We start from the raw sequence: 26,963 nt of genomic DNA on the forward strand, positions 1-26,963 counted from the left end.
GGGTGGCGCGGCGCAACGCTTTTGCCGTCAATCCGTGAAAACGGGCGCACGTTTCTCAAGATTGGCCATCACGGCCTCGACCTGGTTCGGGCCGCCCATGACGGATTGTTGGAGATCCGATTCCGCCTGCAGGATGGTTGCGGCATCGCCATCATCCAGCGTGTTCAACAGGGCCTTGCAGGCGCGGATGGCGGACGGGCTGCGTCCGGCAATGGCCTGGGCGATCTCCGCGGCGCGGGCCAGCGGATCCGCGTTGACTTCGGTGACCAGGCCATGGCCCTGGGCTTCGGTACCGCTCAAGCGCTGGGCGGTATAGGTGAGCAGGCGCAACACATCATCGCGGACCAGACGGCGCACGGTGGCGCAGCCGGACATGTCGGGCACGAGACCCCATTGGGTTTCGGCAATGGCGATCTTGGCGTCCGGCGCGGCGATCCGGATGTCGGCACCCAACGCGATCTGCAGGCCACCGCCCAGGGCACCGCCCTGGATGGCGCAGATCACCGGGATCTCCACCTCATGCCAGACATAGCCGACATATTGCGGCTTGTTGCACAGGCCGTGCGTGCGCGCTTCCAGGGAATTGGCGGACTGGCCGCCATCGGAGGACATGGCGGCGAAACTGCCGAAATCCAGCCCGGCGCAGAACATGCGGCCCTTGCCGGAGAGGATCGCGACGCGGGCGGTTTTCTGTTCGCGCAGCCAGGCTGCCGCCTCGATCAGGGCGTCGAACATGGCCGGGTCGAGCGCGTTGAGCTTGTCCTCGCGGATCATCTCGATACGGGCGATATGGCCGTCCAGTCGGGCCTCGACACGTTCATGAAAATTTTCGATCTGCGTCATGTCTCTGTTCTCTGTCCTATTTACGCTCGCGCCAAAATCAGGCATGAGGTGCGCGATGACAAAACATAAAATTGCTAGAACACCAGAAGAAGCGGTTGAGCAGCTGGACGCGCTCTACCAAGCTTCCGTCGAACGCCTCCAATCCGCTCTGAAGACCTTCCTGGATGGCGGAAATCCCCCGAGTGAAAAAGAGCGCCAGTCCGGCGCTTTTGTGTATCCGGAACTGCGGGTCACCTATCTGCCTGACGGGCCGCCGCCTCCGGTGAGCCGCGCCTTCGGCAAATTTACAGATACCGGGGTATATGCCTCCACCATCACCCAGCCGGCGCATTTCCGCGATTACCTGATCGAACAGCTCACCCTGTTGCAGGACCAGTATGAGGTCACGATCGAGACCGGCCCGTCCCAGGTGGAGATGCCCTTCTCCTATGTGCTCGACGGTGCCGATGATCTGGACATGGATGCCGCCAGCCCGGCCGAGCTTGTCCGTCATTTCCCCTATGCCGACCTGTCCAAGGTCGATGATGAATTGCCCAATGGCTTGCGCCCTTCCGTGCCGGGCGAGGTGAAACCCCTCTCCCTGTTCGAGGCGCCGCGGGTGGATTATTCGCTGCAGCGCCTGCGCCATTATACCGGCACGCCCTATGAGGATGTGCAGCAATTCATCCTGTTCACCAATTATCACCGCTATGTCGATGCCTTCACCGCCTGGGCGATCCGCCAGCTGAAGGAAGACAATCATTACGAGGCCTTCTCGGCGGCCGGCAATGTGACGGTGACGGCGGATACGCCCAATGCCCATGCCGTGGTCGAAGGCGCGCCCTGGCGGCGTTTCCAGATGCCGGCCTATCACCTCAAGGCGCCGGGCGGGCGCGGCATCACCCTGGTGAATATCGGGGTCGGGCCGTCCAACGCCAAGAATATCACCGACCACCTCGCCGTCCTGCGCCCGCAATGCTGGCTGATGATCGGCCATTGCGGCGGTCTGCGCCATTCCCAGCGCCTGGGCGATTACGTCCTGGCCCACGCCTATCTGCGCTATGACAGCGTGTTGGACGAGGATCTGCCGCTCTCCGTGCCGGTGCCGCCGATCGCGGAAATCCAGATCGCCCTGGAAGAGGCTGTTTCCAGCGTGTCCGGTGATACCGGTGAGACGCTGAAGGCCCGGCTGCGCACCGGTACGGTGGCGACCTATGCCGACCGGAACTGGGAGCTGCGCTATGCCCAGCAGGCCCGCCGCATCAACCAGTCCCGCGCCATCGCGGTGGACATGGAATCGGCGACCATCGCCGCCAATGGCCTGCGCCTGCGGGTGCCCTATGGCACGCTGCTTTGCGTCTCCGACAAGCCGCTGCATGGCGAGCTGAAACTGCCCGGCGCGGCCAATCTCTTCTACCAGCGCTCGGTGTCGGAACACCTGGCGGCGGGTCTGGAAACGATCGAGATCCTGAAGCGGGATGAGGGCGCCGCCCTGCATTCGCGCAAGCTGCGCAGTTTTGACGAGCCGCCTTTCAGATAGGCCATATGTGAGGGATGGAAGCGGCGCGTTTTCCGCCTATTCTGGCAGAACGCAAACAGGGGTTGTCCATGTCGTCCGCTTCCGTCTCGCTGCCTTCCTGGCTGGGCCGTGCCATTGTCGAGGGCGCGCTGATCGTCTTTGCCGTCGTGCTCGGTTTCGTCGTCAATGAGTGGCGCGAGGATGTCGCTGACCGGCATGCGGCGCGTCAGGCCATGGCGCGTGTGGCGGCGGAGATTCAGGGCAATATCGACCAGTTGGAAGCCGTGGTCGCCTATCATGAGAGCGCGACCGGCCGCATCGATGAACGGATTGCCGAGATCGAGAGCGCCGAGCTGCCGGTCCAGGGCGTCATCTTCGACGAATTCCCCCGCATCCTGCCGCGCGGCGTCAATGCGCCGGGGCTGACGCGCTTTGCCTGGGACCACGCCCAGGAGCATGGCCGGCTGGACGTTCTGCCCTATGAGATCGTGGCCGAGACGGCCCGCCTCTACGACATGCAGGAGGCGGGTGTGGAATCGACCTGGCGGCAGATCGTGGAATTGCTGTTTGCCGGCCCGTCCGTCATGGAGCCGCATGATCTCGTGCCCAGCCTGCGTTTCACCCGGATCGGCTTTACCGAACTGGCGGCCCAGGAGCGTTTCCTGATCGGCCAGTATCAGCGCCTGCTGGAGAAGCTGGAAGCAGCGGGGCTTGCGGCCCCGGCGGACGAAGGCTGAGCCGGCAGGCTTTCAACCCTGCCGCGCCATCATGCGAATTTCCGGTCTTGCGGGGTGAGGGCGGATTGCGTACCTCCATGATATGACACGCATCAGACAGCTCGACGGCGTCCACAATTTCAGACACTTCCACGGCTATGACGCAGCCGATGGCGCCACAGTGCGCGAAGGTCTGTTCCGTTCCGGCCATCAAAGCCGCGCCAGTGAGGCCGACCGGGCCCTGTTCGACGCGCTGGGGATCAAGGTGGTCGCGGATCTGCGCAAGCGCCGTGAACGGGATAATGAGCCCTTTGACTGGCCGGACCATGTCCGCGTGATTGCCTCGGATCAGGGCAATTCCGGCGAGCCGCCGCACCTGGCTTTCCTGCGCAAGGGCATCCACACGGAAGATGCCGTGCGGGACTATATGATGTCGGCCTATCGCCGTATCCCGATGGAAGCCTGCAATCAGGAAGTCTATCGCGAAGCCTACAAGGCGCTGGCGTCGGGCGAGGCGGATTCCGGCTTTCTCGTGCATTGCGCGGCCGGCAAGGACCGGACCGGGATTTTCTGCGCTCTTGTTCTCGATGAGCTGGGCGTAGCGCATGACGAAATCGTCGAGGACTATTTGCTGACCAACAAGGCGGTGAATTTCGACGAGATCATTCCGCGCATCCAGGAACGGGTCCGCTCCGAGGACGGTCAGCCCATGCCGGATGCGATCATGCAGATCTTCCTGGGCGTGCAGGCCGATTATCTGGAAGAGGCTTTCCGCACGATGGGCTCGACCGATCAATACGTCACGGAACAGCTTGGTATCACCGAAGAGGAACGTCAGGCCCTGCGCCAGCGCTGGCTCGCCTGAACCCTGTCATGGCCAACCCCGTCCTGAGCCTGCCCTGGCGTGATCCGCTGGCGGCCTTTGCGCCCCTGTCCGGTGAGGCGCACGCCCTGCTCTTGCATGACGGACGCCAGGGACGGGCCCGTCTCTTTGCGCGGCCGGACGCCGTGTTCGAAGGCGAGGGGCGGGAGGCTTTCGAGGCCCTGGCGGCTTCGGCCCGCGATCATGACGCCCTGCACGCCGGACTGTTCGGCTATGATCTGGCGGCTGCGTTTGAACGCCTGCCGCACCTGGACCCGCGCTGGCCGCCCCTGAGTGTCGGACGCTATCCCGTCTGGGCTCGTTTCGATCGCGAAACGGACCGGATGGAGGTGTTTGCACCGGATAGGGCGCAGGCGGACGCCTTTCTCGCAGCGCTGGGTGAGGGGCGGTCAGCCCCGCCGGCGAGCGCGGCCGGAGCTGCGAGCTGGACGCCGCGCTGGTCGAAGGCGACCTATCTTGAGGCCGCTCACAAGGCCAAGGCCTATATTCGGGCCGGCGATGTCTTCCAGGTCAATCTTTCCCAGGGTTTCGATGCCGAGCTGGCCGCCTCAGAGACGCCCTTCGGTGTCTTTGTTCGCCTCTGCGCGCAATCCCCGGCACCCCATGCTGCCTTCTTCCGGCTGGATGACGACCGGGTCGTGATGACGAATTCGCCGGAGCGCTTTGTCGAAGTGCGCGAGGGGCGGGTCGAGGCGCGGCCGATCAAGGGGACAAGGCCGCGTTCTGCGGACCCGGTGGAAGATGCGGCCCTGTCCGCGGAGCTGGAGGCCAGCACCAAGGACCGGGCGGAAAACCTGATGATCGTCGATCTGATGCGCAATGATCTCTCGCGCGTCTGCGCGGCCGGGAGTGTGAAAGTCCCGCGGCTTTGCGATGTCGAGACCTATGCCAATGTGCACCACCTGGTCTCTGTCGTGACTGGTGATCTGGCACCGGAATGCGATGTCTATGACCTTCTCGGCGCGGCCTTTCCACCCGGATCGATCACGGGAGCGCCGAAAGTCCGGGCCATGGAAATCATTTCCGAACTCGAAGCCGAGCCCAGAGGGCCCTATTGTGGGGCCTTGGGTTGGATTGAGGGGAGACGGGCCATGGACCTCAACGTCATGATCCGCACAGCCGCGCTGCGGCGGCAGGCCGACGGGCATTGGCGCGCCAGCGTCCGGTCCGGTGGTGGCATCGTTGCGGATTCCGTTCCCGAAGCGGAATTCGATGAGACGCTGACCAAGGCATCTGCTCTCAAACGGGCGCTGGGGGCGGGTGATGACTGAACCGCAAGTCTGGCTCGATGGGCACTGGCTCGATGCCGGCGCGGCCAGCTGGCCTGCCGCCGACCGGGGTGCGCTGCTGGGCGATGGCGTGTTCGAGACACTGCGCTGGCGCGAGGGGCAGGTGGAACGTCTGGACCGCCACATGGCCCGGTTGGAAACCGCCTGCACGGCTCTCGGCCTGGTGTGCCCGATCGATCAGGATCAGCTGGCGGAACTGGCGCAGGAAATCTGCGAGCGCAACACGCTTGCCGATGCGGCCTTGCGGCTGACCGTGACGGCCGGGATCGGCCCGCGGGGGCTGGACCGGGATCCGCGCGGCAAGCCCTCTGTCCTGCTCAGCGCCGCCGCCCGCACGGCCCCGCCGTCTTCCATTGCTCTGAAAACCAGTCAGATCCGGCGATCCCCGACCAGCCTGGCCGCGGCCCACAAGACGCTGGGTTACACAGACAATCTGGCGGCGAGACGGGAAGCCCGGGATGCCGGGGCCGGCATGGCCCTGTTGATGGATACGGGCGGGTATCTGTCCGGTGCCGACTGCGCCAATCTTTTCTGGATGCGCTCGGGCACCTTGTTCACGCCGGGACTGGAATGTGCGGTCCTGCCGGGCACGGCCCGCGCGGCCATTCTGGATGCGGTCCCGGTCGAAACCGGGGCTTTTGGCCGCGAAGCCCTGACCGGGGCGGAATGCGTGTTTGTTACGAATGCACTGATGGGCGCCGTGCCGGTCTCCGCACTCGACGGCAAGGCCGTGGCGACGGGGTCGGGCATTCCCGGTTCGATCTGGGAAGTTCTGGACTAGTTCCGGGAGACCACGATGGACCGGCGGGGGCGGAGATAGAAGACTTCGCTGATGTCGAATTCCGAAACGCCCAGCTGATCGAACATGGTGGAATACTGATAGTCCACTTCCACCATGATCACGGACCGGTTCCGTTCCAGAACGCCGTCCGGCATGGCGACACTGCCACCTTCCGCGAGCGGTGAGGTGTTCAGCGCGTCACTCCAGGTCACTTCCACACTGTCATCGGGATTCATGAAGACGCTGGAGATGCGGATTTGCAGCGGATCCGTGGAGAAGGGGGCCACGATGACGGCGCCGGCATTGAGAATGTCGTTCATCTCGTCATCGGTGATGATGTCATCCTGGGCCACCAGATCGGCCAGCGCGCTCGACACGCTGGTGATCTTGCGGTCGATGGACAGGGCCAGGCTGACCTCGACGGCTCCCAGATAGAGCAGGATCATGAAGGGCGCGATGAGGGCGAACTCCACCGCGGACACGCCGCGCTGCTCGCGCCGGAAGCGGCGCCATGTATGTCCCAGCGCCCTAATCATCGAAGGGCTCATTGCGGAAGACGGTCGCGGCCGTGATCAGGCGCTGATTGCCTTCCATGTTCGACAGGGCAATGCCGAAATTCGGGGTCATCAGGGTCCAGCGATAGAAAACGCGGACCAGGACAATGTCGCCGGCATCCCCCGGATCCCAGCCGAAATCGGATGTATCCATCTGGCCATTGCCATCGACCGGGCTGGTCTGGTCGACATCATTGAAGTCCTCGAACACCTGGACGTCGATTTCCAGGCGGTCGCAATCGCCGATCACGCCGATCCGGTCACAGACTTCCTGGCGGAAACCCGCCTGGGACATGCCGCCGCCCTGGACCTGGCCGGTCCGGATCTGGCGTGCGGCTTCCAGAACGGCGTTTTCCAGCACGGTGCTGGTGAAGAAAACCGCCGCGATTTCGATCATCGCAAAAAGAAGGAAAAAGAAGGGGGCTGCGATCATGGCGAATTCGACCGCCGTCGCGCCCTTCTGGTCACGCCGAAGCCGGCGCCAGGGCGCCGGCTTGAAAACGGGTTTGAGACGCCCAAGGCGCATGTTCAATCCCCTCGAGCGTGACTTATTGCGGCATGCCGCCGGAATCATCGCCCGCCATGGCCTGGTCGGCGATGGAAAGGCGGTTGCGCTGCTGGTCGGTCAGGCCTTCCACGCGCGTCTGTTCATCACCCACGCGCGGAATGTCTTCACAGACATCACCACAGGACAGGGTGGCGCGGTCAGCACCGCGGAACAGGGCGACCTGGCCCTCCACCGGATTGCTCACCACAATCTCGCGCGAATAGATAACGCGGCCGATGCGGTCGATGGCGATCACATTGGTGCGGCCCTGCAGGCGGCCGGTCAGGATCAGGGTGCGGCCGTCATGCACGATGGCATCGGCAATCGAGGGATTGCCCACGACAACGGCAGAGGCATCGCCGGGCAGTCGGATGACCTGGGCGTGCTCGACAGCGAGGTCGATATCGCTGGCGGCTGCGGGGGCCATGAAAGCCAGGGCCAAGGTGAACGCGGCAGCTATCCGATTGATCATGGGGGCACTCCGTCCCGGTCGGCTGAACATGTGCCCAGTCTCGCGCGCGCGTCTGAATCTTTTATAAACGGCGCCGCATTTATTTGTTTTGTAATTTGCTTTTCAGTTGGTCGCTGTCGTTATCCGTTTTTTAACTATAGCGCACAAAGTGCAGCGTACAGATTTTGGTAACCACGTATTTTTACTAGACCGAAATTGTTCTCGTGTTTGATGGGCATCGTTCAGGAGGGGTCGGGACGGATCGGCTCCTGATGGTGAGGTACCTACACGGGAGTTTAAAAATGAAAATGATTTCTCGCTTCTTCAAAGACGAATCCGGCGCCACCGCTATCGAGTACGGCCTGATTGCCGCTCTCATCGCAGTTGTGATCATCGGTGCCGTGACCGCCCTCGGTACGGGCGTCAGCGACAACTTCAACACGGTTGCCGGCGCGCTCTAAGCGAACCCGATACCGCGTAATGACGGAAAGGCCGCTCCCAACGGAGCGGCCTTTTTCGTTTTGGGGCTTTCACAGGTCACATCCGCGCCAACCGGATTTTAAACCCTCTGTGCTTTTCTTCGCGCACTTGAAGGGGGGACCGGAATGGGCACCGAAATCTTGATCGTGATCTTTGTCGGCCTGGTCAGCGCTGCGGCGCTGTCGGATGCGGTGCGTTTCATCATTCCCAACTGGCTGTGCGGCGTGATCGCCCTGGTCTTTCCCTTGGCCGCGTTGATGGCCGGGTTCAGCTGGCCGGTCTTCGGTTTCCATCTCCTGGCCGGTTTTCTCGGTCTTGTGGTCGGTTTTGCCCTGTTTGCGCCGGGCTGGATCGGGGGTGGCGATGCCAAAATGTTTGCCGCCGTCGCGATCTGGATGGGTTGGGATGCTTTTTACCCCTTCCTTTTGCACACGGTCCTGGCCGGTGGTGGTCTGGTTCTGATGCTGATCCTGTTGCGTCACGCCGCCCCTTTGGTGCGGGTGCCAAACGGCTGGACGTCCGAAACAGCCCTCGAAAAAGGGGCGCCGGTTCCTTACGGACTGGCCATCGCGGCGGGGGTTTTCTGGACCCTTCCGTCCACACCAATTTTCAGCAGTTTTTAGGCGAAATTTTCAAGCGCTGCAGGCGAGTCGAAAAAACCGCCGCTTGAAACGCATTGTCTCAATAGCATTAACGCGACTTTGAGGAATTCAACGTCTCCTGTCGGACGTATTCGTGCGTCCGAGAGGTTTGAGGCGTCCCATGAACGCTGTCCGTATCGCTATCCTTGCTGCTGCCGCCATTGCGGCGATCGCGGTGGCCTTCTTTGTTCGCCAGGCCATGTCTGGCAATGAGGCGCCGCAAGTCGTCCAGGTACAGGAAGAACGACCGGCGGTCCGAATTCTCGCGGCTCGCAATGACTTGTCCATCGGTGCGCGGATCAGCGCTTCCGACCTGTACTGGCAGGCCTGGCCGGACGAGGCCGTCGCCCCGGGCTATGTCGTGGAAGGCCGCGGACAGGGTATCGAGGATTTTGCCGGCTCGGTGGTTCGCGCCCCGATCAGCCAGAGCGAGCCGATCACCGGCCGCCGCCTGGTCCAGCCGGGCGATGCGGGCTTCATGGCCGCCGTCCTGACGCCGGGCATGCGCGCCGTGGCCGTGCCGATTTCTGCGGAAACCGGTGCAGGCGGCTTCATCCTGCCGAATGATCGCGTCGATGTAATCGTGTCCTTCGAAGAGGCGAGCGAAAGCCGCCGCGGTTCCGGCCGCAATTTCGTGGCCCGCACGATTGTCGAAAACACCCGCGTGCTGGCGATCGACCAGACCTATGGCGATGGCGAGGGCGAGGAAGTCGTGCTCGGCGAGACCGCCACCCTGGAATTGACGCCTGAACAGGCCCGCGCCGTTTCGCTGGCGGTCGCCCGCGGTGAGGTTCACCTCATCCTGCGCAGCCTGACCGACAATACGGCCGGTGGCCCGCAACTGGTCAGCGGCGGTGACGCCCTGCCGCAACCTTCCAGCCTGGACGAGCCGCGTGAAGGCCGTTCCAGCCATGTAACCCTGATCCGCTATGGCCGCGCCCAACAGGTTGCGCTGGCCGGAGACGAGTGAGGACTGACGCGATGTTCCGCCCCCTGATCCTTCTCGCCGCCCTGGCAATGTCGGCCCCGGCCCTGGCCCAGGCACCCGGCACCGAGCGTGGCAACACCATGCAGGTCTATATCCGCGAGCCCGGCAATGGCCCGGTTTCGGAAAGCCTCGACCTGCCGCTGGACAAGGCCGCCGTTGTCCACCTGCCGGTGGATGTGGCCGATGTCCTGGTGACCAATCCGGAAGTGGTCGACGCTGTCGTACGCACGCCGCGCCGCGCCTATCTCATGGGCATGGGGATCGGTCAGACCAATGCCTTCTTCTTCGATGCCGATGGCCAGCTCATCCTGGATCTCGACCTGCGGGTCGAACGGGATCTGAGCCCGCTGCGCGACGCGCTTCAGCGCTTCCTGCCGAATGCGCGCGTCTCTGCGGAAGCCATGAATGACCATATCGTCCTGTCCGGCTCCGTGCCGAGCGCCTCGGACGCCGATGCCGCCCTGCGCATCGCCCAGCGCTGGGTGGAAAACCCGGACAACATTCTGAACATGGTCACGGTTCAGGCCCGCGAGCAGGTCATGCTCAAGGTCCGGATCGTGGAAATGCAGCGTACGATCGTGCGCCAGCTGGGCGTCAATCTGACGGCCGGCGGCACGTCGGGCGAGTTTGGCTTTTCCGTGGCCAGCCAGCCGGACTTCTCCCGGGTGGGCCGTTTCCTGGGCGGCACGAGCGCCGTGCTGGATTGGGTCAGCGGCAATTCCGGTGACGGGATCTCCAATGTGCAGTCCCTGCTGCAGGCGATGGAACGCGTCGGCCTGGTCCGTACGCTGGCCGAGCCGAACCTGACCGCGATCACGGGCGAAAGCGCGAATTTCCTGGCCGGGGGTGAATTCCCGGTCCCGGTCGGCCGCGACCGCGATGGCAATATCATCATTGAATACAAGCCCTTCGGTGTCGGCCTCGGCTTCACGCCGGTGGTGCTGTCGGAAGGCCGGATCAGCCTGCGCATTTCCACCGAAGTGTCCGAGCTGACCAATCAGGGCTCGCTGACCTATCAGTCCAGCCAGGTGACGGATGATGATGGCAATGTGATCGGGACCGTTCCGGGCCTGACCATTCCGGCCCTCAATGTGAACCGTGCCGAGACGACGGTGGAACTGCCCTCCGGTGGCTCCCTGGTCCTGGCCGGCCTGATCCAGGAAGAAACGCGTCAGAATCTCGACGGTGTCCCGGGTGTCCAGAACCTGCCCGTGCTGGGCTCGCTGTTCCGTTCGCGGGATTTTGAAAATCAGGAAACCGAACTGGTCGTGCTGGTCACCCCGTATCTGGTGGACCCGACCAATCCGAACAATCTGTCGACCCCGGCCGATGGGTTCCGGACCGCAAGTGAGGCCTCCAGCCTGCTCTTCAACCGCATCAACCAGGTCTATTCGGTTCCCGGATCAGACACGGGTGAGCGCGGCTGGGCCGGCCCGGTTGGCTTCCTGTTCGACTAATGGAGTGGGTGATGGTGGCGAATAAGAAAACATACGCAGCCCTGGCTTCCCTGGCACTCGCCGCCTGGCTTCCGGCCTGCGCCACGCCGACGGCCGATCTCGGCCAGCACCAGGCAAGCGCCGTGGCGGAAACCTTCCGCTCGGCCATGGTGATCGATCCGCGCGATAACGGCCTGACCTGGGCCCAGCAGGGCCAGCTGGCGGCGATTGCCGAGGAATACCAGGCCCGTGGCCATGGTCCGCTGGTGATTTCCTACCCGCAAGGCGCGGCCAATGAAGATGCTGCCATGGGCGCCATCGCCGAGGCGCGCACCTTCCTCTATGAGCGCGGCATCAATTGGCGCCAGATTGCCGGCGGTGCCTATGACGCACGCGGCAATTCGCACGGCGAGCTGATTTTCTCCTTCACCCGTTATGCCGCTGTGGCGCCGGAATGCGGCACGAGCTGGGATAATCTGGCGATGGAATACGACAATCAGCGTCACTCCAATTTCGGCTGCGCCATGGCGGCCAATCTGGCAGCGATGGTCGCGGATCCGCGCGATCTCGTCGCGCCGCGTACCATGGATGACCCGGATACCGGCCGCCGTCAGACCGTGATTGATCTGTACCGCGCCGGTGAATCCACGACCAGCACGCGCTCCGAACACGAGAGCGGTGCCGTCTCCAACGTGAACAACTAATAAGAAAGGGGCCTGCGGATCATGAGCAACAGCAATAAAGCCCTGAAGTCTGACGATTTCCTGGATGGTGACGACCCCTTCCTGGAGGCCGCCGATGTCGAGCGCCTCCTGCTGGGTGAAACCGAGGCCAGCGATGCCGGCCTGTTCGGTGAAGAGGGCGGCGACGCCGATCCCTTCCTGGACGACAGCGAATTCCATGTGGAAGCCGAGGCCCCGATGCCGGAGCGCCCGGAAATCCGTCCGGACATGCCCGACTTTGACGCCGTGCGCGAGGAACTCTCCGCCATGCCGGCCGGCGATGCCCTGTACGGCGAAGTCGATGACGGCGATGATTTCCTGGACCAGCCGGTCCCGCGCATCACGATCGGTTCCTTCTGTGAGCGCCCGGAAACGGCGGCTCTGGTGGAAAGCTCCGCCGGCGACCGCCGTCTGGCCAAGGCCCATGTCGATATCGAAATGGGTGGCCTGCCAGCCGCCATCGAACGTTATCGCGGCGAATCCACGCCGAACCTGCTGATCATCGAGAGCGGCATGCGCGGTCGTGGCCTGTTCGACCAGCTGGAAGAACTGGCCGGTGTCTGTGATGCCGATACCAAGGTTGTCATCATCGGCGCGGCCAATGATATCGGCCTGTATCGCGAGCTGATGAAGCGCGGCGTGTCGGAATACATCGTTCCGCCGATGACGCCGATCACGCTGATCCGCACGATTTCCGAGCTGTTCCTGGATCCTGACCAGCCTTTCGCGGGCAAGTCGATTGCCTTTATCGGCTCCAAGGGCGGTGTCGGCTCCTCGACGATTGCCCATAACTGCACCTGGGCGCTGACCGAAAGCCTGCACTCCGATGCGGTCCTGATGGATCTGGACCTGTCCTTCGGTACGGCCGGTCTCGATTTCAACCAGGACCCGGCCCAGACACTGGGTGACGCGCTGAGCGATCCGGACCGTCTCGACGACGCGCTGCTGGACCGTCTCCTGGTGCGTTGCACGGACCGTCTGAGCCTGTTCTCGGCGCCGGCCACGCTGGACAAGGACTGGGATTTCGCGCCGCAGGAATATGAAATGGTGCTCGACAAGGTGCGCCGTCAGGCGCCCTTCGTGACGCTGGACCTGCCGCACATCTGGTCGCCCTGGGTCCGCCAGACCCTGATGGGGGCTGACCAGGTCGTGGTCACGGTCACGCCGGACCTGGCCTCCTTGCGTAATGCCAAGAACCTGTTCGACCTGATCACCAGTGCGCGTCCCAATGACGAGCCGCCGAAAGTCGTGATCAACATGGCCGGCATGCCGAAACGCCCGGAAATCCCGGTGAAGGATTTCGCCGAGGCACTGGGTATCCAGCCGGCTCTGGTTCTGCCGTTTGAACCGCAATTGTTTGGCAAGGCAGCGAATAATGGTCAGATGATCACCGAGCTCGACGCCAAGTCCAAAGCGGCGGAAGGCTTCAATCATCTGGCAGGCCTGGTCACGGGCCGGGTTGCCGCGCCGCCGCGCAAGCGGGGCTTGTTCGGAAAAATGTTCGGAGGCTAGTCCGCCATGTTCGGCAAGCGCGCCGGTGGTCCCACATCCCGTCCTACGCCTCCGGCGCCGCCTCCTGCGGCGCCGAAAGCGGATTCACGCGCGGATGCACGGCCTGAACCGCCTGCCGAGGCTCCGGCTGCCGCACCGAAACCGGCGCCAAAGCCGGCCCCCAAACCCGCTGCCAAACCCCAGGCTTTCCAGTCGGCCAAGCCAGCGGCCAAGGTGGCCCCGAAACCGCCGGCCCGTTCCGTTGCGCGCGCTGCCGCCGACCCGGGTGGGCGCTCGGAAGAATATTACGCAATCAAGACGACGATCTTCAACGCGTTGATCGACACGATCGATCTGGGCCAGCTGGCCCGGCTCGACAATGAGACGGCCGCCGAAGAAATCCGCGACATCGTCACCGAGATCATCTCGATCAAGAATGTCGCCATGTCGATCGCGGAGCAGGAACAACTGCTCCAGGACATTTGTAACGACGTGCTGGGCTTCGGCCCGCTCGAGCCGCTTCTGGCCCGCGATGATATCGCCGATATCATGGTCAATGGCGCCGACGACGTCTTTATCGAAGTGAACGGCAAGGTCGAGAAGACCAATATCCGTTTCCGCGACAATGCCCAGCTGATGAATATCTGTCAGCGGATCGTGAGCCAGGTCGGCCGCCGGGTCGATGAAAGCTCGCCGATCTGTGACGCGCGCCTGATGGATGGTTCGCGTGTCAACGTGATCGCCCCGCCGCTGGCCCTGGATGGTCCCACACTGACCATTCGTAAGTTCAAGAAAGACAAGCTGACGATGCGGAACCTGGTGGAGTTCGGCTCCATCTCGCCGGAAGGCGCCAAGGTTCTGGAAATCATCGGTGCGTCGCGCTGTAACGTGCTGATCTCGGGCGGTACCGGTTCGGGCAAGACGACGCTGCTGAACTGCATGACCGGCTTCATCGAGGAAGATGAGCGCGTGGTCACCTGTGAAGACGCCGCCGAACTCCAGCTGCAGCAGCCGCACGTCGTGCGCCTGGAAACGCGCCCGCCGAACCTGGAAGGGTCCGGCCAGGTCACGATGCGCGATCTGGTGAAAAACTGTCTGCGTATGCGCCCGGAACGGATCATCGTGGGTGAGGTGCGTGGCCCGGAGGCGTTCGACCTCCTGCAGGCCATGAACACCGGTCACGACGGCTCGATGGGCACACTGCACGCCAACTCGCCGCGCGAGGGCCTGTCGCGTATCGAATCCATGATCACGATGGGCGGCTATAACCTGCCGGCCAAGACGATCCGTGAAATGATCGTCGGCTCGATTGATGTGGTCATCCAGGCGGCCCGCCTGCGCGATGGTTCGCGGAAAATCACCCACATCACCGAAGTGATCGGCATGGAAGGCGATGTCATCGTCACCCAGGACCTCTTCCTCTACGAGATCCAGGGTGAGGACGAGCATGGCCGGATCGCCGGCCGTCACTGTTCCACCGGTATCGCCCGTCCCAAATTCTGGGATCGGGCCCGCTATTTCGGCCTCGAGCGCGAACTGGCGAATTCTCTCGACGCAGCGGAGGCCTGAGGATGAGCCCGGACATGATGTTCATGCTGGCCGCCGCCGCCGCTTTTGTGGCCGTCGGCGGGATCGGATGGGTCGCTGCCGGCGCTGCTGGCGACGCCCAGTCCAAGAAGCGCGTCAATCGCGCCGTCGGGACCGGCCTGCAGCGCGGCAAGCGCCAGACCTCGGCCCTCGACCAGGCCGCGCAAAGAAAGCGTCAGGTCCAGGAATCCCTGAAGGATCTGGAACAGCGCCAGCGTGACCAGCGCAAGAAGACGCTGACCATCAAGGCCCGCATCCAGCAGGCCGGCATGTCCTTCACGCCGACCACATTCTGGATGGTGTCCGGCGGGCTGGCTGTTGGCGGCGCGCTGATCGCCTTCATCACCGGCCAGAACCTGTTCGTGGTGGGCATGGTGACGCTGATTGCCGGCCTCGGCCTGCCGCGCTGGTGGCTGGGCTTCCTGCGCGGACGCCGCCAGAAACAGTTCACCTCCGAATTCGCCAATGCGCTGGACGTGATCACGCGGGGTGTGAAATCCGGTCTGCCGCTCAATGAGTGTCTCAAGATCATCGCGGCGGAAAGCCCGGACCCGGTCCGTGGTGAATTCCAGCTCCTCGTCGAGGGGATCGCCGTTGGCGTGTCCCTGGCAGACGGGCTCGACAAGATGTGTGAGCGCATGCCGCTGCCGGAGCTGAACTTCTTCCGCACGGTTCTCGTCATCCAGCAGAAGACGGGCGGCAATTTGGCCGAGACGCTGTCCAACCTGTCCACCGTGTTGCGCTCGCGCAAGATGATGCGCGAGAAGATCGGCGCGCTGTCATCGGAAGCCAAGTCCTCCGCCGCGATCATCGGCTCCCTGCCGCCGGGCGTTCTGGGCATCGTCTATGCAACCACGCCGTCCTATATGGGCGAAATGTTCGTCAATCCGACCGGCCAGCTCATGCTGCTCGGTGGCGCGACCTGGATGTTCATCGGCATCATGGTCATGCGCGGCATGATCAACTTCAAGATCTGAGGCGGGCATGTTCGGCATCAGCTTCAACGATATCCGCGATTTCCTGACCAGCCCGGAATCCCTGATCATGCTGGTCAGCGGGATTCTGGTGTTCGCGACCATCGTCACGCTGAGTGCACCGATGATGGGCTCGGACAAGCTCGACAAGCGCATCAAGTCGGTCAACAACCGTCGCGAAGAGCTGCGCCGCAAATCGCGCGAAGCCATGGAAGCGGCGGCCAACAATCGGGGCGGGCGCTCCATCCGCGGCGCGGAAGCCAAGGGGCTGATGCGCAAGGTCGTGGACTCGCTGAACCTGCAAAAGGCGTTCGAGGACCCGGCCCTGCAGGACAAGCTGCAGCAGGCGGGCATGCGCGGGCAACGCCCGGCAGTGACCTTCTATTTCTTCCGCCTGCTCTCGCCGATCATCCTTTTCCTCGGCGCGCTCTTCTACGTCTTTGTGGTCAATGATTTCGGACTGCCGCAGATCACCCGGGTGTGTTTCTCCTTCGGGCTGGGTCTGCTGGGCTATTACGCGCCGAACCTCTACATCTCGAACCTGGCGGCCAAGCGTCAGCAATCCATCATGGGAGCCTTCCCGGATGCGCTGGACCTGCTGCTGATCTGTGTGGAATCGGGCATGTCGATCGAGGCGGCCTTCCACAAGGTGTCCACCGAGATCGGTGCCCAGTCCATCGAGCTGGCCGAGGAATTGTCGCTGACGACGGCGGAGCTGTCCTATTTGCAGGATCGCCGGACGGCCTATGAGAACCTCGCCAAGCGGACCAACCATCCCGGCGTGAAAGCCGTGTGTACCTCCCTGATCCAGGCGGAGCGTTATGGTACACCTCTGGGCCAGGCCCTGCGGGTCATGGCGAAGGAAAACCGGGACATGCGCCTGGCGGCTGCCGAGAAAAAAGCGGCGTCCCTGCCGGCCAAACTGACCGTGCCGATGATCGTCTTCTTCCTGCCGGTCCTGTTCGTGGTTATCCTTGGTCCGGCCATTATCCGCGTCAACAGTATGTGACAAATCACTCTGGCGCGGTATTTGAATAGCGTCAGACATGTTGCACAGGTGGACACAGCCCATGTTTTCCGGGCGTAAAACGGCCGAGAAACGCCGAGAGGACATCCGTCTGGCCGACCAGGCGGTCGGCGAGGCCATGCATGCGCTCAGCCTGGATGATGTCGATGCGGCCCGCAGGATTCTCGCCGCCGCTCCCAAGACGCATTATGCGGACATGGGCTGGAAAGTCGGTCTGGCCAACGCAATGGTGGAGATGAAGGCCGGACGCAACCGTCAAGCCATTCAGCGCCTCATCACAGTATGTTCCCGTCTGGACGACACCTCGCTCTCGCTGGACGACAAGAATTATCTTCGCCTCTACGCGCTCTATCGCGGTTCGGAACATTCCAAGGATGGCCGGGCCCCGGCGGAATTGCGCGACCTGGTCGAGGATTTCCGCTTCGACCACACCATGGTGACGCCGCTGCTGCGCAAGGACTTCCCGCTGAAGACGCTGGAAGACGCCGAAGTGCCGCCTCCGCCGCCTCCGCCGCCGCTGAGCGTTTCCTGATCCGCTTGCTGACCCGGTGAAAACCGGGCTATCTGCCGGTGCCTGCCGGGAGAGGATCATGACATCCCACGCCTATACCGCCCGTATCGCCTGGACCGGAAATCGCGGAACCGGCACGTCGGCCTACAAGGCCTATGACCGGACCTGGCAGGTGGAAACACCGGGCAAGCCGGTCATCGCCTGTTCCAATGATCCGCTGCTGGGCGGCGACCCGGGCCTGCACAATCCCGAGGACATGCTTTTGTCGGCGCTCTCGGCCTGCCACATGCTCTGGTTTCTGCACCTGGCGAGCGCCGCCGGCATTGTCGTGACCGGTTATGAGGATTGCCCGGAAGGCATTGGCGAGACCGCGCCGGACGGTTCCGGCCGTTTCGTCAGCGCCACCTTGCGCCCTGTGATCACACTGGCGCCCGGCATGGATGCGGCCAAGGCCGATGCGATCCATGCCGAGATTCACACATACTGCTTCATCGCCCGGTCAGTGAGCTTTCCGGTCGATCATGCGGCGGAATACAGGTTTTCGGATCAGTAGCCGGACGTGACCGTGTCATAGCGGCGACGCGAGGTCAGCATGGCGCGGATATAGGCCATGTTGGCTTCCGCCATTTCCGGCGTGACGTCCACACGCGCCATGGTCTCCGCCTCGTCGAAACGGCCCTGCAGGGCGATGACGAGGGCGAGGTTCTGGCGGATCGTGGCATCGGCCCCGGGGCGAATCATCGCTTCGCGCAGCATGCGTTCGGCGGTCTCGGCCTCACCGGTGGCAGCGTAGGACAGGGCCAGATTGGACAGGATGGACGGATTGCCCGGATCCAGCTCCATGGCCTGGCGGAAGGAGAGGCGTGCCGCTTCGGACTGGCCGGCCTGTTCCTGGGAAACACCCAGCGCGTTCAGCACGCGCCAATTGCCCGGATCCAGCTGGTTGGCCCGGCGCAGGGAATCCAGGCCCGCCGCACCGCGTCCGGCGGCGGCCAGGGCGCTGCCATGGGCCAGCAGGATGTCGGTGTCATTGGGATAAAGAGCCAGCGTCTGCTGGGCCACTTCGGCGGCACGACGGTGATTGCCCAGCTGGCGCAGGGCCCGGGACAATTCCAGCGCGGCTTCGCGGTCTGACGGGTTGAGCTCATAGGCTTCGGCCCAGAAGGCAGCCTGGGTCAGCATGTCCTGGCTCTGGATGGCCAGGCGTTCCTGGGCCGAAGCCGGAACGATCGTATTGGCGTTCATCGTGTCGATGACGGCCTGTTCTTCCTCGGTCGCGGCAGTGGTCGCGCAAGCAGCGAGGGTGAGGGCGGTCAGCGGAAGAAGGGCATGAATCAGGCGCATGGTTTTGGCCGGTTTACTGTGAGCGTGCCTTGAATCTGGGCTGACCCGGTCAAAAATGGGTTAATTGATACCGACCAATCACGGTCACGGCGAAAAAGGCGGACGGCATGAGCGAGATTTTTGCAAGCGCAGGCGAAGGACGGGCTCTCAAACTGGTGAGCAAGGCTGACGCTGCGGGGCTGGTCGATGCCCTGCCGGATGACCTCAAACTGCTGGCGTCCGGCTTCAAGGGACAGGCTGGCCAGATCGTGCTGTGGCCGCCGGGGCGGGATTGTTCCGCCTGGCTGGGCATTGGTGAGGGCAAGGATGTCTTTGCGCTCGGTGCCGCCGCGCTGAAATTGCCGGAGGGTGACTGGGCAATCTCCAACCTGCCGGACGCCTGGGACCCGACCCTGGCCATGACGGCCTGGGGGCTGGGTGGCTATGGGTTCAACAAATTCAAGAAGGCCAGTCGCAAGCCGGCACGCCTGGCTCCGCTCAAGGGCGCCGACGCGGATGAGGCTGAGGCCATCGTGGCTTCGGTCAGCCTGACCCGCGACCTGGTGAATACGCCCGCTGACCTGATGGGGCCGGAAGGCCTGGAAGCGGCTTTCCGGAATCTGGCCGATGCCTATGGCGCCCATGTCTCGGTGATCCGGGGCGATGATCTCCTGGCGCAGAATTATCCGATGATCCATGCCGTCGGCCGGGCCGCGGCCGAAGCGCCGCGTCTTCTGGAGCTGGAATGGGGTGATGAGAACCATCCCCGCCTGGCGCTGGTCGGCAAGGGCGTGTGTTTCGACACGGGCGGTCTGGACCTCAAAGCCGCTCAGTTCATGCGGCTCATGAAAAAAGACATGGGCGGTGCGGCCAATGCGATGGGCCTGGCCAAGATGATCATGGCGGCCCGCCTGCCGGTGCGTTTGCACCTTCTGGTGCCGGCCGTGGAGAATGCCGTCGGTGCCGGTGCCTTCCGTCCGGGCGATGTGCTGACCTCCCGCAAGGGACTGACGGTCGAGGTCGACAATACCGATGCTGAGGGCCGCCTCGTCCTGGCCGATGCGCTGGCCCGTGCCACCGAGCATGAGGTCGATTTCCTGCTCGATTTTGCCACCCTGACCGGCGCGGCCCGCGTGGCGCTGGGGCCTGAAGTGGCGCCCTTCTACACGGATGATGACATGCTGGCGGCCGACCTCTCGGCTGCCGCGCTGAAGGTCGCCGACCCGCTCTGGCGGATGCCGCTTTGGGACGGGTATGAGACGGATATCGACGGTGACATCTCCGACATCGTCAATTCGACCGCCATGCCGATGGCCGGATCAATCACGGCGGCGCTCTTCCTGCGCCGTTTTGTGGATGATGCCGCCTGGATGCATTTCGACATTTTTGCCTGGAATCCCAAGGAACGGCCGGGCCGTCCCAAAGGCGGCGACATGCATGCTGCGCGCGCCGTTTACCAAATGCTCAAGGAGCGATTCCAAGATTAATCCCGACGAACTGATTCTTCGGGAGACTTGGAATGGCGTCGCAGGCGATGACTTCGCTTGAGATGATGCGCCGCGTGTCGGCTGACAGTGTCCGTGGGGCGACCGCGGACCTGACGGCGCGGCAGTTTGCCCTTTTGCTGTCGATCTTCATGCGGCCCGGCCCGCATGCCGTCCGGGACTTGTCCAAACAGCTCGACCTGCCCAAACCCGCTGTGACGCGGGCTCTGGATGTGCTGGAACGCCAGGGCTTTGTCCGGCGCAAGAAGGACCAGGCCGACCGGCGCGATGTGTCGGTACACCGGACTGTCAAAGGGGCGGTGTTTCTGTACGATTACGGCGAACGCGTTGCCCTTCGTGCCGAGGAAACCCGCACATGCCCGAACTGGATCCCCGTCTCACCCCCGCAAGGCCCGATCTCGCAGCCGAGCATCTGAGGGGGCAGGTCGAGGCCGAGCGTTTCGTCGAGCCAGTTGATTGGCAATGCCACATCCCCGCATCCCCGATTCGCCGCAGCCCGTCCCCGACGGGGGCGATGGACGACCAGGTCCTGTGCGGTGAGGTCTTCGCGGTTCTGGAAGAGGTGGATGGCTGGGCCTGGGGTTTCTCCCGGGCAGATGGCTATGTCGGCTGGGTCGATCTCAGCGGGTTTACCCATGTCGTCCTGCCGGTGAAGCGCCGGATCAGTGTGCTGCGCACCTATGCGTTCTCGGAACCCGATTTCAAAAAGGCCCCGGAATGCCTGTTGAGCCTCAATGCGGTGATCGACACGGGCCGGCGGGAGGGGCGTTTCCTGGAGGCCAAGGGGCTGGGTTGGGTGGTCGAAGAGCACACCTGCGCCCTGGATGAGCATGCGACGGATTTCGTGGCGGTTGCCGAGGCCTTCCTGGGCAGTCCCTATCTGTGGGGCGGAAAGGAAAGCCTCGGGCTCGATTGTTCCGGCCTCGTGCAGATGGCGTTGCGGGCGGCGGGTCTGGATGTGCCGCGGGATACGGATCAGCAGGAAGCAGTGCTCAAGGCCGCCTTTCCCGATGTGACCACAGACCCTGAGCGTCAGCGTGGTGATGTCGTCTTCTGGCCCGGCCATGTCGGCATCATGACCGATAGCGAGCATCTCCTGCACGCCAATGCCAACAGCATGGACACGACGCTGGAAGTATTCGCGGAGGCTGAAGCCCGTATCCAGGCCGCAGAGAATCCGGTGCGCACGATTGTCCGTGTCCCCTTGAGTCCGGCTTCCGGCTGAGCGGACGTTGAACATCGCGCAGCAAAAAGGCCCGGCTGGGATCAGCCGGGCCTTTTGCATTTCGTGTGGAAAACTGGGGCTTAGTGGCCGCCGTCTTCCGTCTCGGTCTCGTCATGAGCCATCTCGGCAGCGGCGTCCGTGGCTTCGTCAGCCATGTCGCCCATGGCTTCAGCAGCTTGATCCGCCATGTCCGAAACTTCCTCGGCCATCTCGTCAGCCGCCGGGAGCGGGGCCGGCAGCGGCATCGGATTGTCCGACAGGCTGCGCAGATAGACCAGGAGATCCATGCGCTGGGCTTCGTCACGAAGGCCGCGGAAGGACATGCCCGTACCCGGAGCAAAGGCGCTCGGGTTTTCGATGAAGTGGCTCAGGCGCTCAAAGTCCCAATTGCCTTCCAGGCTGGTCAGCGCGCCAGAGTAGGAGAAGCCGGCATGGGTCGCGATGTCGGCACCGACAACGCCCCACAGGTTCGGGCCAACGCCATTGGCACCGCCTTGTTCGAAGGTGTGGCAGGCGGCACAGCGGCGCGCGACGCGCTCACCATTGGACAGATCGGCAGCCGCCAGAAGTGCGCCGTAATCCGTCGGGCCGGTATCCACTTCGGCTTCGCTTCCGCCGCCACCGGATTCGATCGCGGCCCAGTCGACCGGATACGAAGTGTTCTCGGCCGTCAGCTCGTGTGCGCCATGCGACGGCACAAGCATATGGCCCAGCTCGGTGATGCCCATAACGGCCAGCACGGCACCGATGACGACACCGGCTACCTTGTTAAAGAAGAGATCGCCCATGGACGCCCCCAAAATCGTTCAGGTCACAATTGGTGCCGTGTTTGGCATGAGGCGCGCCAGCAGGCAACACTCCAACGCGCTCTTGTGCATGCGTTAACACGCCGCATGTCCGGAAAGTGAGTGAAATTTCATCCGAACCATCGACGGAGACCCCGGAAAACACCGTGAAGCCTGTGGGCGCTTGAAGGTCTTGGCATCACGGGTTCGGCATTCCCTCCTGCCTGAAACCTGTGAACCGCAGTCTGGCCATTTTCGCGCCTTGAACCCGCCTCCAGCGAGTCCCATCTCGGCGCTCCGCTGGGGTTTCTCACGTGTGCGGCCAAGCCGCGCCAGTTTTCAAAAAAGGCATACGCGTATGTATCGTTCTCTTGTTGCAGCCTCCCTCTCTGTCCTGGCCCTGTCTGCCACCGCCTCATCCCAGGACGAGCCGCAATTCACGCTCGGCGCTGGTTATGAGCGTTATGATTTCGATGGTGTCGACCTGGACAGCTTCGTCCTGCGCGGCGGTTACGACTTCAACCAGTATTGGGGCGTGGAAGGTCAGCTGAATCTGGGCCTGGGTGATGACAGTGTCGCCGTCGGCGGGTCGACCGGCACGGTGGAGCTGAATTATGGCGCCGGCCTGTTCGGGGTCGTGCGTCCCTGGTCCAATGAGTCCGCCAATGTCTTCCTGCGCGCGGGCTACACCGTGACCGATGCTGAAGCCTCGCTGGCCGGGATCAGCGTCTCTGATGATGACAATGCCTGGGCCTTCGGTGCCGGCGGCGAATGGTTCTTCTCCGGCAATAATGGCGTGCGCGTCGACTATACGCGCTACGAGTTTGATGAGGGCTCGGATGCCGATGTGTTCGGCATTGCCTATGTCCGCCGGTTTGGCGGCTAAACCTGGCCACTTGCAACCTGACGGGGAGGGCCGCACCGCTTGGTGCGGCCCTTCTTTAAGGAGTCGCCGCAAGCAACCGAATGTGCTAGTCTTCCGGTCCGGGACGCTGCCGCTGAAAGCGGGCTTCCCGTGTGTGCCGCCGCGTGTCCGGCCCGGCCCTCACCGCCCTGCCGCACCGGCGCTCCCTGAGCCCGTGCGCCGGGTAGACCCAATCGCCCCGACGCCCCCGTTCAGCGGACTTTCAATAGTCAACGCATGAAAGGGAACACAATGACACGTCTCACAATTTTCGATCAGACCAATGCCCCGGCGGCCGCGCGTGGCGTGCTGAGCAAGGCCAAGGCCCAGTATGGCTTCGTGCCGAATGTGCTGGGTGAAATGGCGGGCTCACCGACCGCGCTGGAAGCCTATGCCGCCATGAACCAGGCGTTTGGGCGCAGCGGGCTGACCGCGATCGAGCAGCAGATTGTGCTGCTGACGACGAGCTTTGCGAATAATTGCGAATACTGCGTGGCCGTTCATTCCACGCTCGCACTGGACGCTGGCCTGGACCGGGATGTCATCATGACCATCCGCGATGGCGAACCCATCCGTCTGGACGCGCGTCTGGAAGCCCTGCGCCAGTTCACGCTGGCGATCGTCCGCGAACGCGGACTTGTGGAGCGCTCCGATGTGGACGCTTTCCTGAAGGCCGGCTTCACCAAGGCCAATGTGCTCGACGTCATCCATGGTGTGACGGTCAAGACGATGACCAATTACATCAATCACATCGCGGAGACGCCGCTGGACGAGGCTTTCAAGGCGATGGCCTGGTCAAAGCCGATCCTGTCCCACGCCAACTGACGGGCGGCCGGGCGGTCTCAGATCCGTCCGGCAACCCATAACTCGGCCAGTCGGCGGGCAATGGCAATGGAAGGCGGCATGGCCGCGTCCGGATGCGTGCCCGCCAGCATGGCGGCGACATCATCCCGGTGGAACCAGCGGGCGGCTTCCAGCTCGTGCGTATCCACCGTGATCGTCGGATCGCTGACCGGCGCGATCAGCCCCATCATCAAGGATGATGCGAAAGGCCAGGGCTGGCCCATGACATAGCGGATGGCCGGAATGTCGGCGGTGACACCGGCTTCCTCATTCAGTTCGCGGGCGCAGGCTTCCTCAAGCGTCTCGCCGGGTTCCGTGAAACCGGCCAGCGCCGACCACATGCCTTCCGGCCAGGCGGCCTGGCGGCCGAGCAGGCATTCATCCCCATTTGTCGCCAGCATGATCACGACCGGATCGACGCGTGGGAAGTGCTCCTTCTCGCATCCGGGACATTGGCGGCGTGTGCCGCCGCCCTTTACAAGGGTGGCTGTCCCGCAAGTGGCGCAAAAGCCGTGGCTTTCATGCCAGAGCAGGACAGAACGGGCATAGCCGTAGAGCGCCGCCTCATCCTGGCTGAGGCCCATGGCGGCGCGGCGCGGGTCGACCGGTTCGACCCCGTCAGGGACCGGTGCCCCGGGCGCCAGCTGGGCGGCGAAACAAGCCGAGCCGCGATAATGGCCCATGAAAATCCGGCTGGGCATCAGGTCGAGCGCGCGGGCCTCGGTCGGATGAAACCAGAAGAGATTGCCGTCCGGCTGAAGCAGGGCATCGCCCTCTGACAGGATCAGCCACCAGCCCTCATCCCCCTCCATCAGGGCCTGGACGCGCGCCTCATCGCGGCGCAGGGCATCGCCCCGGTCCAGCGGAGCACCGGCGAAAACCATGGGGCGTTCTCCGGCAAGCAGGGTGCGATCATTCATGGGAAAGCCTGTGCAGCGCATCGCCCGGACGGGCGTGAAATCGTGCGCCTGATGTAGGCCTTTACCGTCAGCGCATCAACATGCCGGCCATGTCTAGAGGTCGAAACGCTCGCGGTGTTCGGGGATGGCGCAGCTCCAGCCCAGCTCACTCTCGATGCGGTCGCGCAGGGCGCGGGAGGCATGAGGTTCCCCGTGCACGAGGAAGGTGCGCCGGGGCGGCTGTTTGAAGTGACGCAGCCAGGCCATGATGCCATTGGCATCGGCATGGGCTGACAGCATGGGCAGGTCGGCAACCTCCGCCTCGATATCAATTGTCCGGCCGTGAATGCGCACTTCATCCGCTCCCGCCACGATGGCCGCACCCGGCGTGCCGGGGGCCTGGAAGCCGGAAAACAGGATCGTGTTGCGCCGGTCCGGGGCATAGGTCTTGAGATGGTGCTGCACCCGTCCGCCCGTCACCATTCCGGACGCGGCGATGATGATCTTGGGCATGGGGTCGGCGGTGATTTCCTTGGAGCGTTCCGCCTCGCGGACATATTCCACTGACGCACTCATCGCCTCGGCATCGTCACGGCTCAGCTTGTGCTCCCCGATATGCCGGCCCAGCAGATTGCTGGCATTGATGGCCATCGGACTGTCCAGATAGACGGGGACGTGCGGCAATTGACCGGCCTGCCGCAATTTCCAAAGGAAATAGATCATCAATTGGGAACGGCCGACGGCAAAGGCCGGGATGATCACGCTGCCGCCGCGGCGCACCGTGCGTTTCACGACTTCGGCCAGGACTTCGCCGGCATCGCGGGTTTCGTGCAGCCGGTCGCCATAGGTGGTTTCCAGGATGAGGTAGTCGGCCTGGCGGATCGGTGCCGGGTCGCACATGATCGGATCACCGAACCGGCCGAGGTCGCCGGAGAAGGCAATGCTGCGGCCTTGCCAGTCCAGTGAGACGGTCGCGGCGCCGAGAATGTGCCCCGCCCGGTTGAGGCGCGCCTTGGCGCCACCGGGCAAATCGAAATCGGTGCCGAAGGCGATCGAGCGGAATGAGGACATGGCCTCTTCCGCATCCTTCTGCGTGTACAGCGGCAGCGCCGGCTCATGCCGCGAGAAGCGCTTGCGATTGGCATATTCCGCGTCCCGTTCCTGCAGATAACCGCTATCGCTGAGCAGGATGCGGCACAGGTCCGTGGTGGGTGGCGTGCACAGGATTTCGCCCTTGAAACCCTCCCGGATCAGGCGGGGGATATAGCCGGAATGGTCCAGATGGGCATGGGAGAGGAGAAGGGCGTCAATGCTGGACGGGTCGACACCGAAAGCCGCCCAGTTGCGGGTGCGGATATCCCGGCGTCCCTGGAACATGCCGCAATCGAGCAGGAGGCGTGTGCCGTTCGCTTCCAGCAGATGGCGCGAACCGGTAACCGTGCCGGCGGCGCCGAGGCAGGTGAGGCTGAGATCATCCATGATGAAGTCCTGATAGCGTTGAACCATTCTGCGTCAGAATGCCCGGCCTGACCCGTGCAAAAGTGTCGCAAAGCCTCTTGCGTTTGAGAATGATTTGCAAATAGGGTGATGTCAGGAGGTGAGCCCATGGATTGGAAAACCGAACACACCCTGTCACCGCAGGCGGATCACACACAAATGGCGGTTCGTGACTGGCTGGAGACCCAGTCCCGCGTGACCGGCTATTGGCGCGATCTGCTGATTTCCGGTGGCGGCAATGAAGACCTGATCGCGGCGCTGGACGAACATGCCAGCTTTCTGGCCGCCGCGGCCCATCTGGGTGGTGCAGAGATTCGCCGCTGGCAATGAGACCACGCCTTGCGTTGACGGCAGCGGCACGCGATATAGAGCGCGGAAGGCCGGCGGTGGACGGGATCCTCGCCAACCCGGTCAGGTCCGGAAGGAAGCAGCCGTAACGAGTTTTTTCCCGGGTCGCTGTCCGGTCTTCCACTTCAAAAAGCCGGTGAGACGCTTCGATAAACGCGAATCTTGCTCTAGGCTTTCGGGCGAGGGCCATTGGGGCCGTCTGGCCTGATCCGCCA

The 26,963-nt window shown here is 63.5% G+C and carries 30 protein-coding genes and 1 other RNA gene; 23 read left to right on the forward strand and 8 right to left on the reverse strand.

Translation table 11 applies throughout. From position 1 onward, the window contains the following. Positions 1-27 precede the first annotated feature (27 nt). Positions 28-843, reverse strand: coding sequence for a crotonase/enoyl-CoA hydratase family protein (locus I0K07_RS04625; RefSeq protein ID WP_203291659.1), 816 nt, complete (start codon positions 841-843; stop codon positions 28-30). 55 nt (positions 844-898) lie between these two features. On the opposite strand from I0K07_RS04625, the gene I0K07_RS04630 reads away from it, so the two are divergent. From I0K07_RS04630 to I0K07_RS04650, 5 genes are all read left to right on the forward strand, one after another. Further along, positions 899-2,362, forward strand: a complete 1,464-nt coding sequence (locus tag I0K07_RS04630; RefSeq protein ID WP_238934540.1) for an AMP nucleosidase — start codon at positions 899-901, stop codon at positions 2,360-2,362. 68 nt (positions 2,363-2,430) lie between these two features. Further along, on the forward strand, positions 2,431-3,078 hold the full coding sequence (locus tag I0K07_RS04635) for a hypothetical protein (protein ID WP_203291661.1): 648 nt from the start codon (positions 2,431-2,433) through the stop codon (positions 3,076-3,078). A gap of 82 nt (positions 3,079-3,160) precedes the next feature. Next, a complete protein-coding gene (locus I0K07_RS04640) occupies positions 3,161-3,922 on the forward strand; it encodes a tyrosine-protein phosphatase (RefSeq protein ID WP_203291662.1) in 762 nt (253 codons plus the stop codon). 8 nt (positions 3,923-3,930) lie between these two features. Continuing rightward, the gene (gene pabB, locus I0K07_RS04645; protein WP_203291663.1) at positions 3,931-5,211 is read left to right on the forward strand and encodes an aminodeoxychorismate synthase component I; all 1,281 of its coding nucleotides are present in this window, start codon (positions 3,931-3,933) and stop codon (positions 5,209-5,211) included. Continuing rightward, positions 5,204-6,010, forward strand: a complete 807-nt coding sequence (locus I0K07_RS04650; protein ID WP_203291664.1) for an aminotransferase class IV — start codon at positions 5,204-5,206, stop codon at positions 6,008-6,010. Before pabB ends, I0K07_RS04650 begins: the two co-directional genes overlap by 8 nt. Here the strand turns inward: I0K07_RS04650 and I0K07_RS04655 are convergent. Genes I0K07_RS04655 through I0K07_RS04665 form a run of 3 tightly spaced genes read right to left on the reverse strand, consistent with a single transcriptional unit; the run spans position 6,007 to position 7,583 of the window. Then, on the reverse strand, positions 6,007-6,546 hold the full coding sequence (locus tag I0K07_RS04655) for a TadE/TadG family type IV pilus assembly protein (protein ID WP_203291665.1): 540 nt from the start codon (positions 6,544-6,546) through the stop codon (positions 6,007-6,009). The genes I0K07_RS04650 and I0K07_RS04655 overlap by 4 nt on opposite strands. Next, positions 6,539-7,090 carry a TadE/TadG family type IV pilus assembly protein gene (locus tag I0K07_RS04660; RefSeq protein ID WP_203291666.1) on the reverse strand — a complete coding sequence of 184 codons (552 nt, stop codon included), beginning with the start codon at positions 7,088-7,090 and terminating at the stop codon, positions 6,539-6,541. Before I0K07_RS04660 ends, I0K07_RS04655 begins: the two co-directional genes overlap by 8 nt. A 22-nt stretch (positions 7,091-7,112) precedes the next feature. Continuing rightward, on the reverse strand, positions 7,113-7,583 hold the full coding sequence (locus tag I0K07_RS04665) for a pilus assembly protein N-terminal domain-containing protein (protein WP_203291667.1): 471 nt from the start codon (positions 7,581-7,583) through the stop codon (positions 7,113-7,115). Between the two features lie 281 nt (positions 7,584-7,864). Between I0K07_RS04665 and I0K07_RS04670 the strand changes: the two genes are divergently transcribed. The 11 genes from I0K07_RS04670 to I0K07_RS04720 all read left to right on the forward strand — a co-directional run bounded on the left by I0K07_RS04670 (position 7,865) and on the right by I0K07_RS04720 (position 17,972). Further along, on the forward strand, positions 7,865-8,023 hold the full coding sequence (locus I0K07_RS04670) for a Flp family type IVb pilin (protein ID WP_011642356.1): 159 nt from the start codon (positions 7,865-7,867) through the stop codon (positions 8,021-8,023). A 144-nt stretch (positions 8,024-8,167) separates the two neighbouring features. Further along, the gene (locus I0K07_RS04675; protein ID WP_203291668.1) at positions 8,168-8,665 is read left to right on the forward strand and encodes an A24 family peptidase; all 498 of its coding nucleotides are present in this window, start codon (positions 8,168-8,170) and stop codon (positions 8,663-8,665) included. A gap of 139 nt (positions 8,666-8,804) precedes the next feature. Further along, positions 8,805-9,653, forward strand: coding sequence for a Flp pilus assembly protein CpaB (cpaB, locus tag I0K07_RS04680; protein WP_203291669.1), 849 nt, complete (start codon positions 8,805-8,807; stop codon positions 9,651-9,653). A gap of 11 nt (positions 9,654-9,664) precedes the next feature. Next, the gene (locus I0K07_RS04685) at positions 9,665-11,128 is read left to right on the forward strand and encodes a type II and III secretion system protein family protein (RefSeq protein WP_238934542.1); all 1,464 of its coding nucleotides are present in this window, start codon (positions 9,665-9,667) and stop codon (positions 11,126-11,128) included. A gap of 11 nt (positions 11,129-11,139) precedes the next feature. Further along, entirely contained in the window at positions 11,140-11,811 is a 672-nt protein-coding gene (locus tag I0K07_RS04690) for a CpaD family pilus assembly protein (RefSeq protein ID WP_203291671.1), read from the forward strand. 21 nt (positions 11,812-11,832) lie between these two features. Further along, positions 11,833-13,341: a CpaE/TadZ family protein gene (locus tag I0K07_RS04695; protein ID WP_203291672.1), complete on the forward strand. Its 1,509-nt coding sequence runs from the start codon at positions 11,833-11,835 to the stop codon at positions 13,339-13,341. A gap of 6 nt (positions 13,342-13,347) precedes the next feature. Then, complete coding sequence (locus I0K07_RS04700) at positions 13,348-14,889, forward strand: TadA family conjugal transfer-associated ATPase (protein WP_203291673.1); 1,542 nt, start codon at positions 13,348-13,350, stop codon at positions 14,887-14,889. A 2-nt stretch (positions 14,890-14,891) separates the two neighbouring features. Next, positions 14,892-15,884, forward strand: coding sequence for a type II secretion system F family protein (locus I0K07_RS04705; RefSeq protein ID WP_238934543.1), 993 nt, complete (start codon positions 14,892-14,894; stop codon positions 15,882-15,884). A gap of 7 nt (positions 15,885-15,891) precedes the next feature. Next, entirely contained in the window at positions 15,892-16,890 is a 999-nt protein-coding gene (locus I0K07_RS04710; protein WP_203291674.1) for a type II secretion system F family protein, read from the forward strand. A gap of 61 nt (positions 16,891-16,951) precedes the next feature. Further along, positions 16,952-17,440 (forward strand): hypothetical protein, encoded by a 489-nt coding sequence (locus tag I0K07_RS04715; RefSeq protein ID WP_203291675.1) that lies wholly within the window; start codon positions 16,952-16,954, stop codon positions 17,438-17,440. 58 nt (positions 17,441-17,498) lie between these two features. Next, on the forward strand, positions 17,499-17,972 hold the full coding sequence (locus I0K07_RS04720; RefSeq protein WP_203291676.1) for an OsmC family protein: 474 nt from the start codon (positions 17,499-17,501) through the stop codon (positions 17,970-17,972). Here I0K07_RS04720 and I0K07_RS04725 read toward each other — a convergent pair. Next, positions 17,966-18,763, reverse strand: coding sequence for a tetratricopeptide repeat protein (locus I0K07_RS04725; protein ID WP_203291677.1), 798 nt, complete (start codon positions 18,761-18,763; stop codon positions 17,966-17,968). The genes I0K07_RS04720 and I0K07_RS04725 overlap by 7 nt on opposite strands. A gap of 107 nt (positions 18,764-18,870) precedes the next feature. Between I0K07_RS04725 and I0K07_RS04730 the strand changes: the two genes are divergently transcribed. From I0K07_RS04730 to I0K07_RS04740, 3 genes are read left to right on the forward strand one after another with little or no spacing between them, the layout of a single operon-like run. Then, complete coding sequence (locus I0K07_RS04730; RefSeq protein WP_203291678.1) at positions 18,871-20,229, forward strand: leucyl aminopeptidase family protein; 1,359 nt, start codon at positions 18,871-18,873, stop codon at positions 20,227-20,229. 32 nt (positions 20,230-20,261) lie between these two features. After that, positions 20,262-20,663, forward strand: coding sequence for a MarR family transcriptional regulator (locus I0K07_RS04735; RefSeq protein WP_203291679.1), 402 nt, complete (start codon positions 20,262-20,264; stop codon positions 20,661-20,663). Next, positions 20,603-21,472 (forward strand): C40 family peptidase, encoded by an 870-nt coding sequence (locus tag I0K07_RS04740; RefSeq protein ID WP_203291680.1) that lies wholly within the window; start codon positions 20,603-20,605, stop codon positions 21,470-21,472. Before I0K07_RS04735 ends, I0K07_RS04740 begins: the two co-directional genes overlap by 61 nt. A gap of 80 nt (positions 21,473-21,552) precedes the next feature. On the opposite strand, the gene I0K07_RS04745 is transcribed toward I0K07_RS04740, so the two are convergent. Then, positions 21,553-22,260 carry a c-type cytochrome gene (locus tag I0K07_RS04745; RefSeq protein WP_203291681.1) on the reverse strand — a complete coding sequence of 236 codons (708 nt, stop codon included), beginning with the start codon at positions 22,258-22,260 and terminating at the stop codon, positions 21,553-21,555. A 355-nt stretch (positions 22,261-22,615) separates the two neighbouring features. On the opposite strand from I0K07_RS04745, the gene I0K07_RS04750 reads away from it, so the two are divergent. Together I0K07_RS04750 and I0K07_RS04755 are read left to right on the forward strand one after the other, a co-directional pair. Beyond that, positions 22,616-23,143 (forward strand): porin family protein, encoded by a 528-nt coding sequence (locus I0K07_RS04750; protein WP_203291682.1) that lies wholly within the window; start codon positions 22,616-22,618, stop codon positions 23,141-23,143. Positions 23,144-23,413: 270 nt separating this feature from the next. After that, positions 23,414-23,986, forward strand: coding sequence for a carboxymuconolactone decarboxylase family protein (locus I0K07_RS04755; RefSeq protein WP_203291683.1), 573 nt, complete (start codon positions 23,414-23,416; stop codon positions 23,984-23,986). A 17-nt stretch (positions 23,987-24,003) separates the two neighbouring features. Here I0K07_RS04755 and nudC read toward each other — a convergent pair whose 3' ends face one another. Both nudC and I0K07_RS04765 read right to left on the reverse strand, forming a co-directional pair. Next, the gene (gene nudC / locus I0K07_RS04760) at positions 24,004-24,924 is read right to left on the reverse strand and encodes an NAD(+) diphosphatase (RefSeq protein WP_203291684.1); all 921 of its coding nucleotides are present in this window, start codon (positions 24,922-24,924) and stop codon (positions 24,004-24,006) included. Between the two features lie 93 nt (positions 24,925-25,017). Continuing rightward, complete coding sequence (locus I0K07_RS04765) at positions 25,018-26,409, reverse strand: MBL fold metallo-hydrolase RNA specificity domain-containing protein (RefSeq protein ID WP_238934551.1); 1,392 nt, start codon at positions 26,407-26,409, stop codon at positions 25,018-25,020. A gap of 99 nt (positions 26,410-26,508) precedes the next feature. On the opposite strand from I0K07_RS04765, the gene I0K07_RS04770 reads away from it, so the two are divergent. Together I0K07_RS04770 and ffs are read left to right on the forward strand one after the other, a co-directional pair. Beyond that, on the forward strand, positions 26,509-26,730 hold the full coding sequence (locus I0K07_RS04770) for a hypothetical protein (RefSeq protein WP_203291685.1): 222 nt from the start codon (positions 26,509-26,511) through the stop codon (positions 26,728-26,730). Between the two features lie 44 nt (positions 26,731-26,774). Further along, an RNA gene (gene ffs / locus I0K07_RS04775) (signal recognition particle sRNA small type) lies at positions 26,775-26,873 on the forward strand. The last annotated feature ends 90 nt before the right edge of the window (positions 26,874-26,963 follow it).

Origin of the sequence: Maricaulis parjimensis (assembly GCF_016817355.1) — a bacterium.
Classification (GTDB): domain Bacteria; phylum Pseudomonadota; class Alphaproteobacteria; order Caulobacterales; family Maricaulaceae; genus Maricaulis; species Maricaulis parjimensis.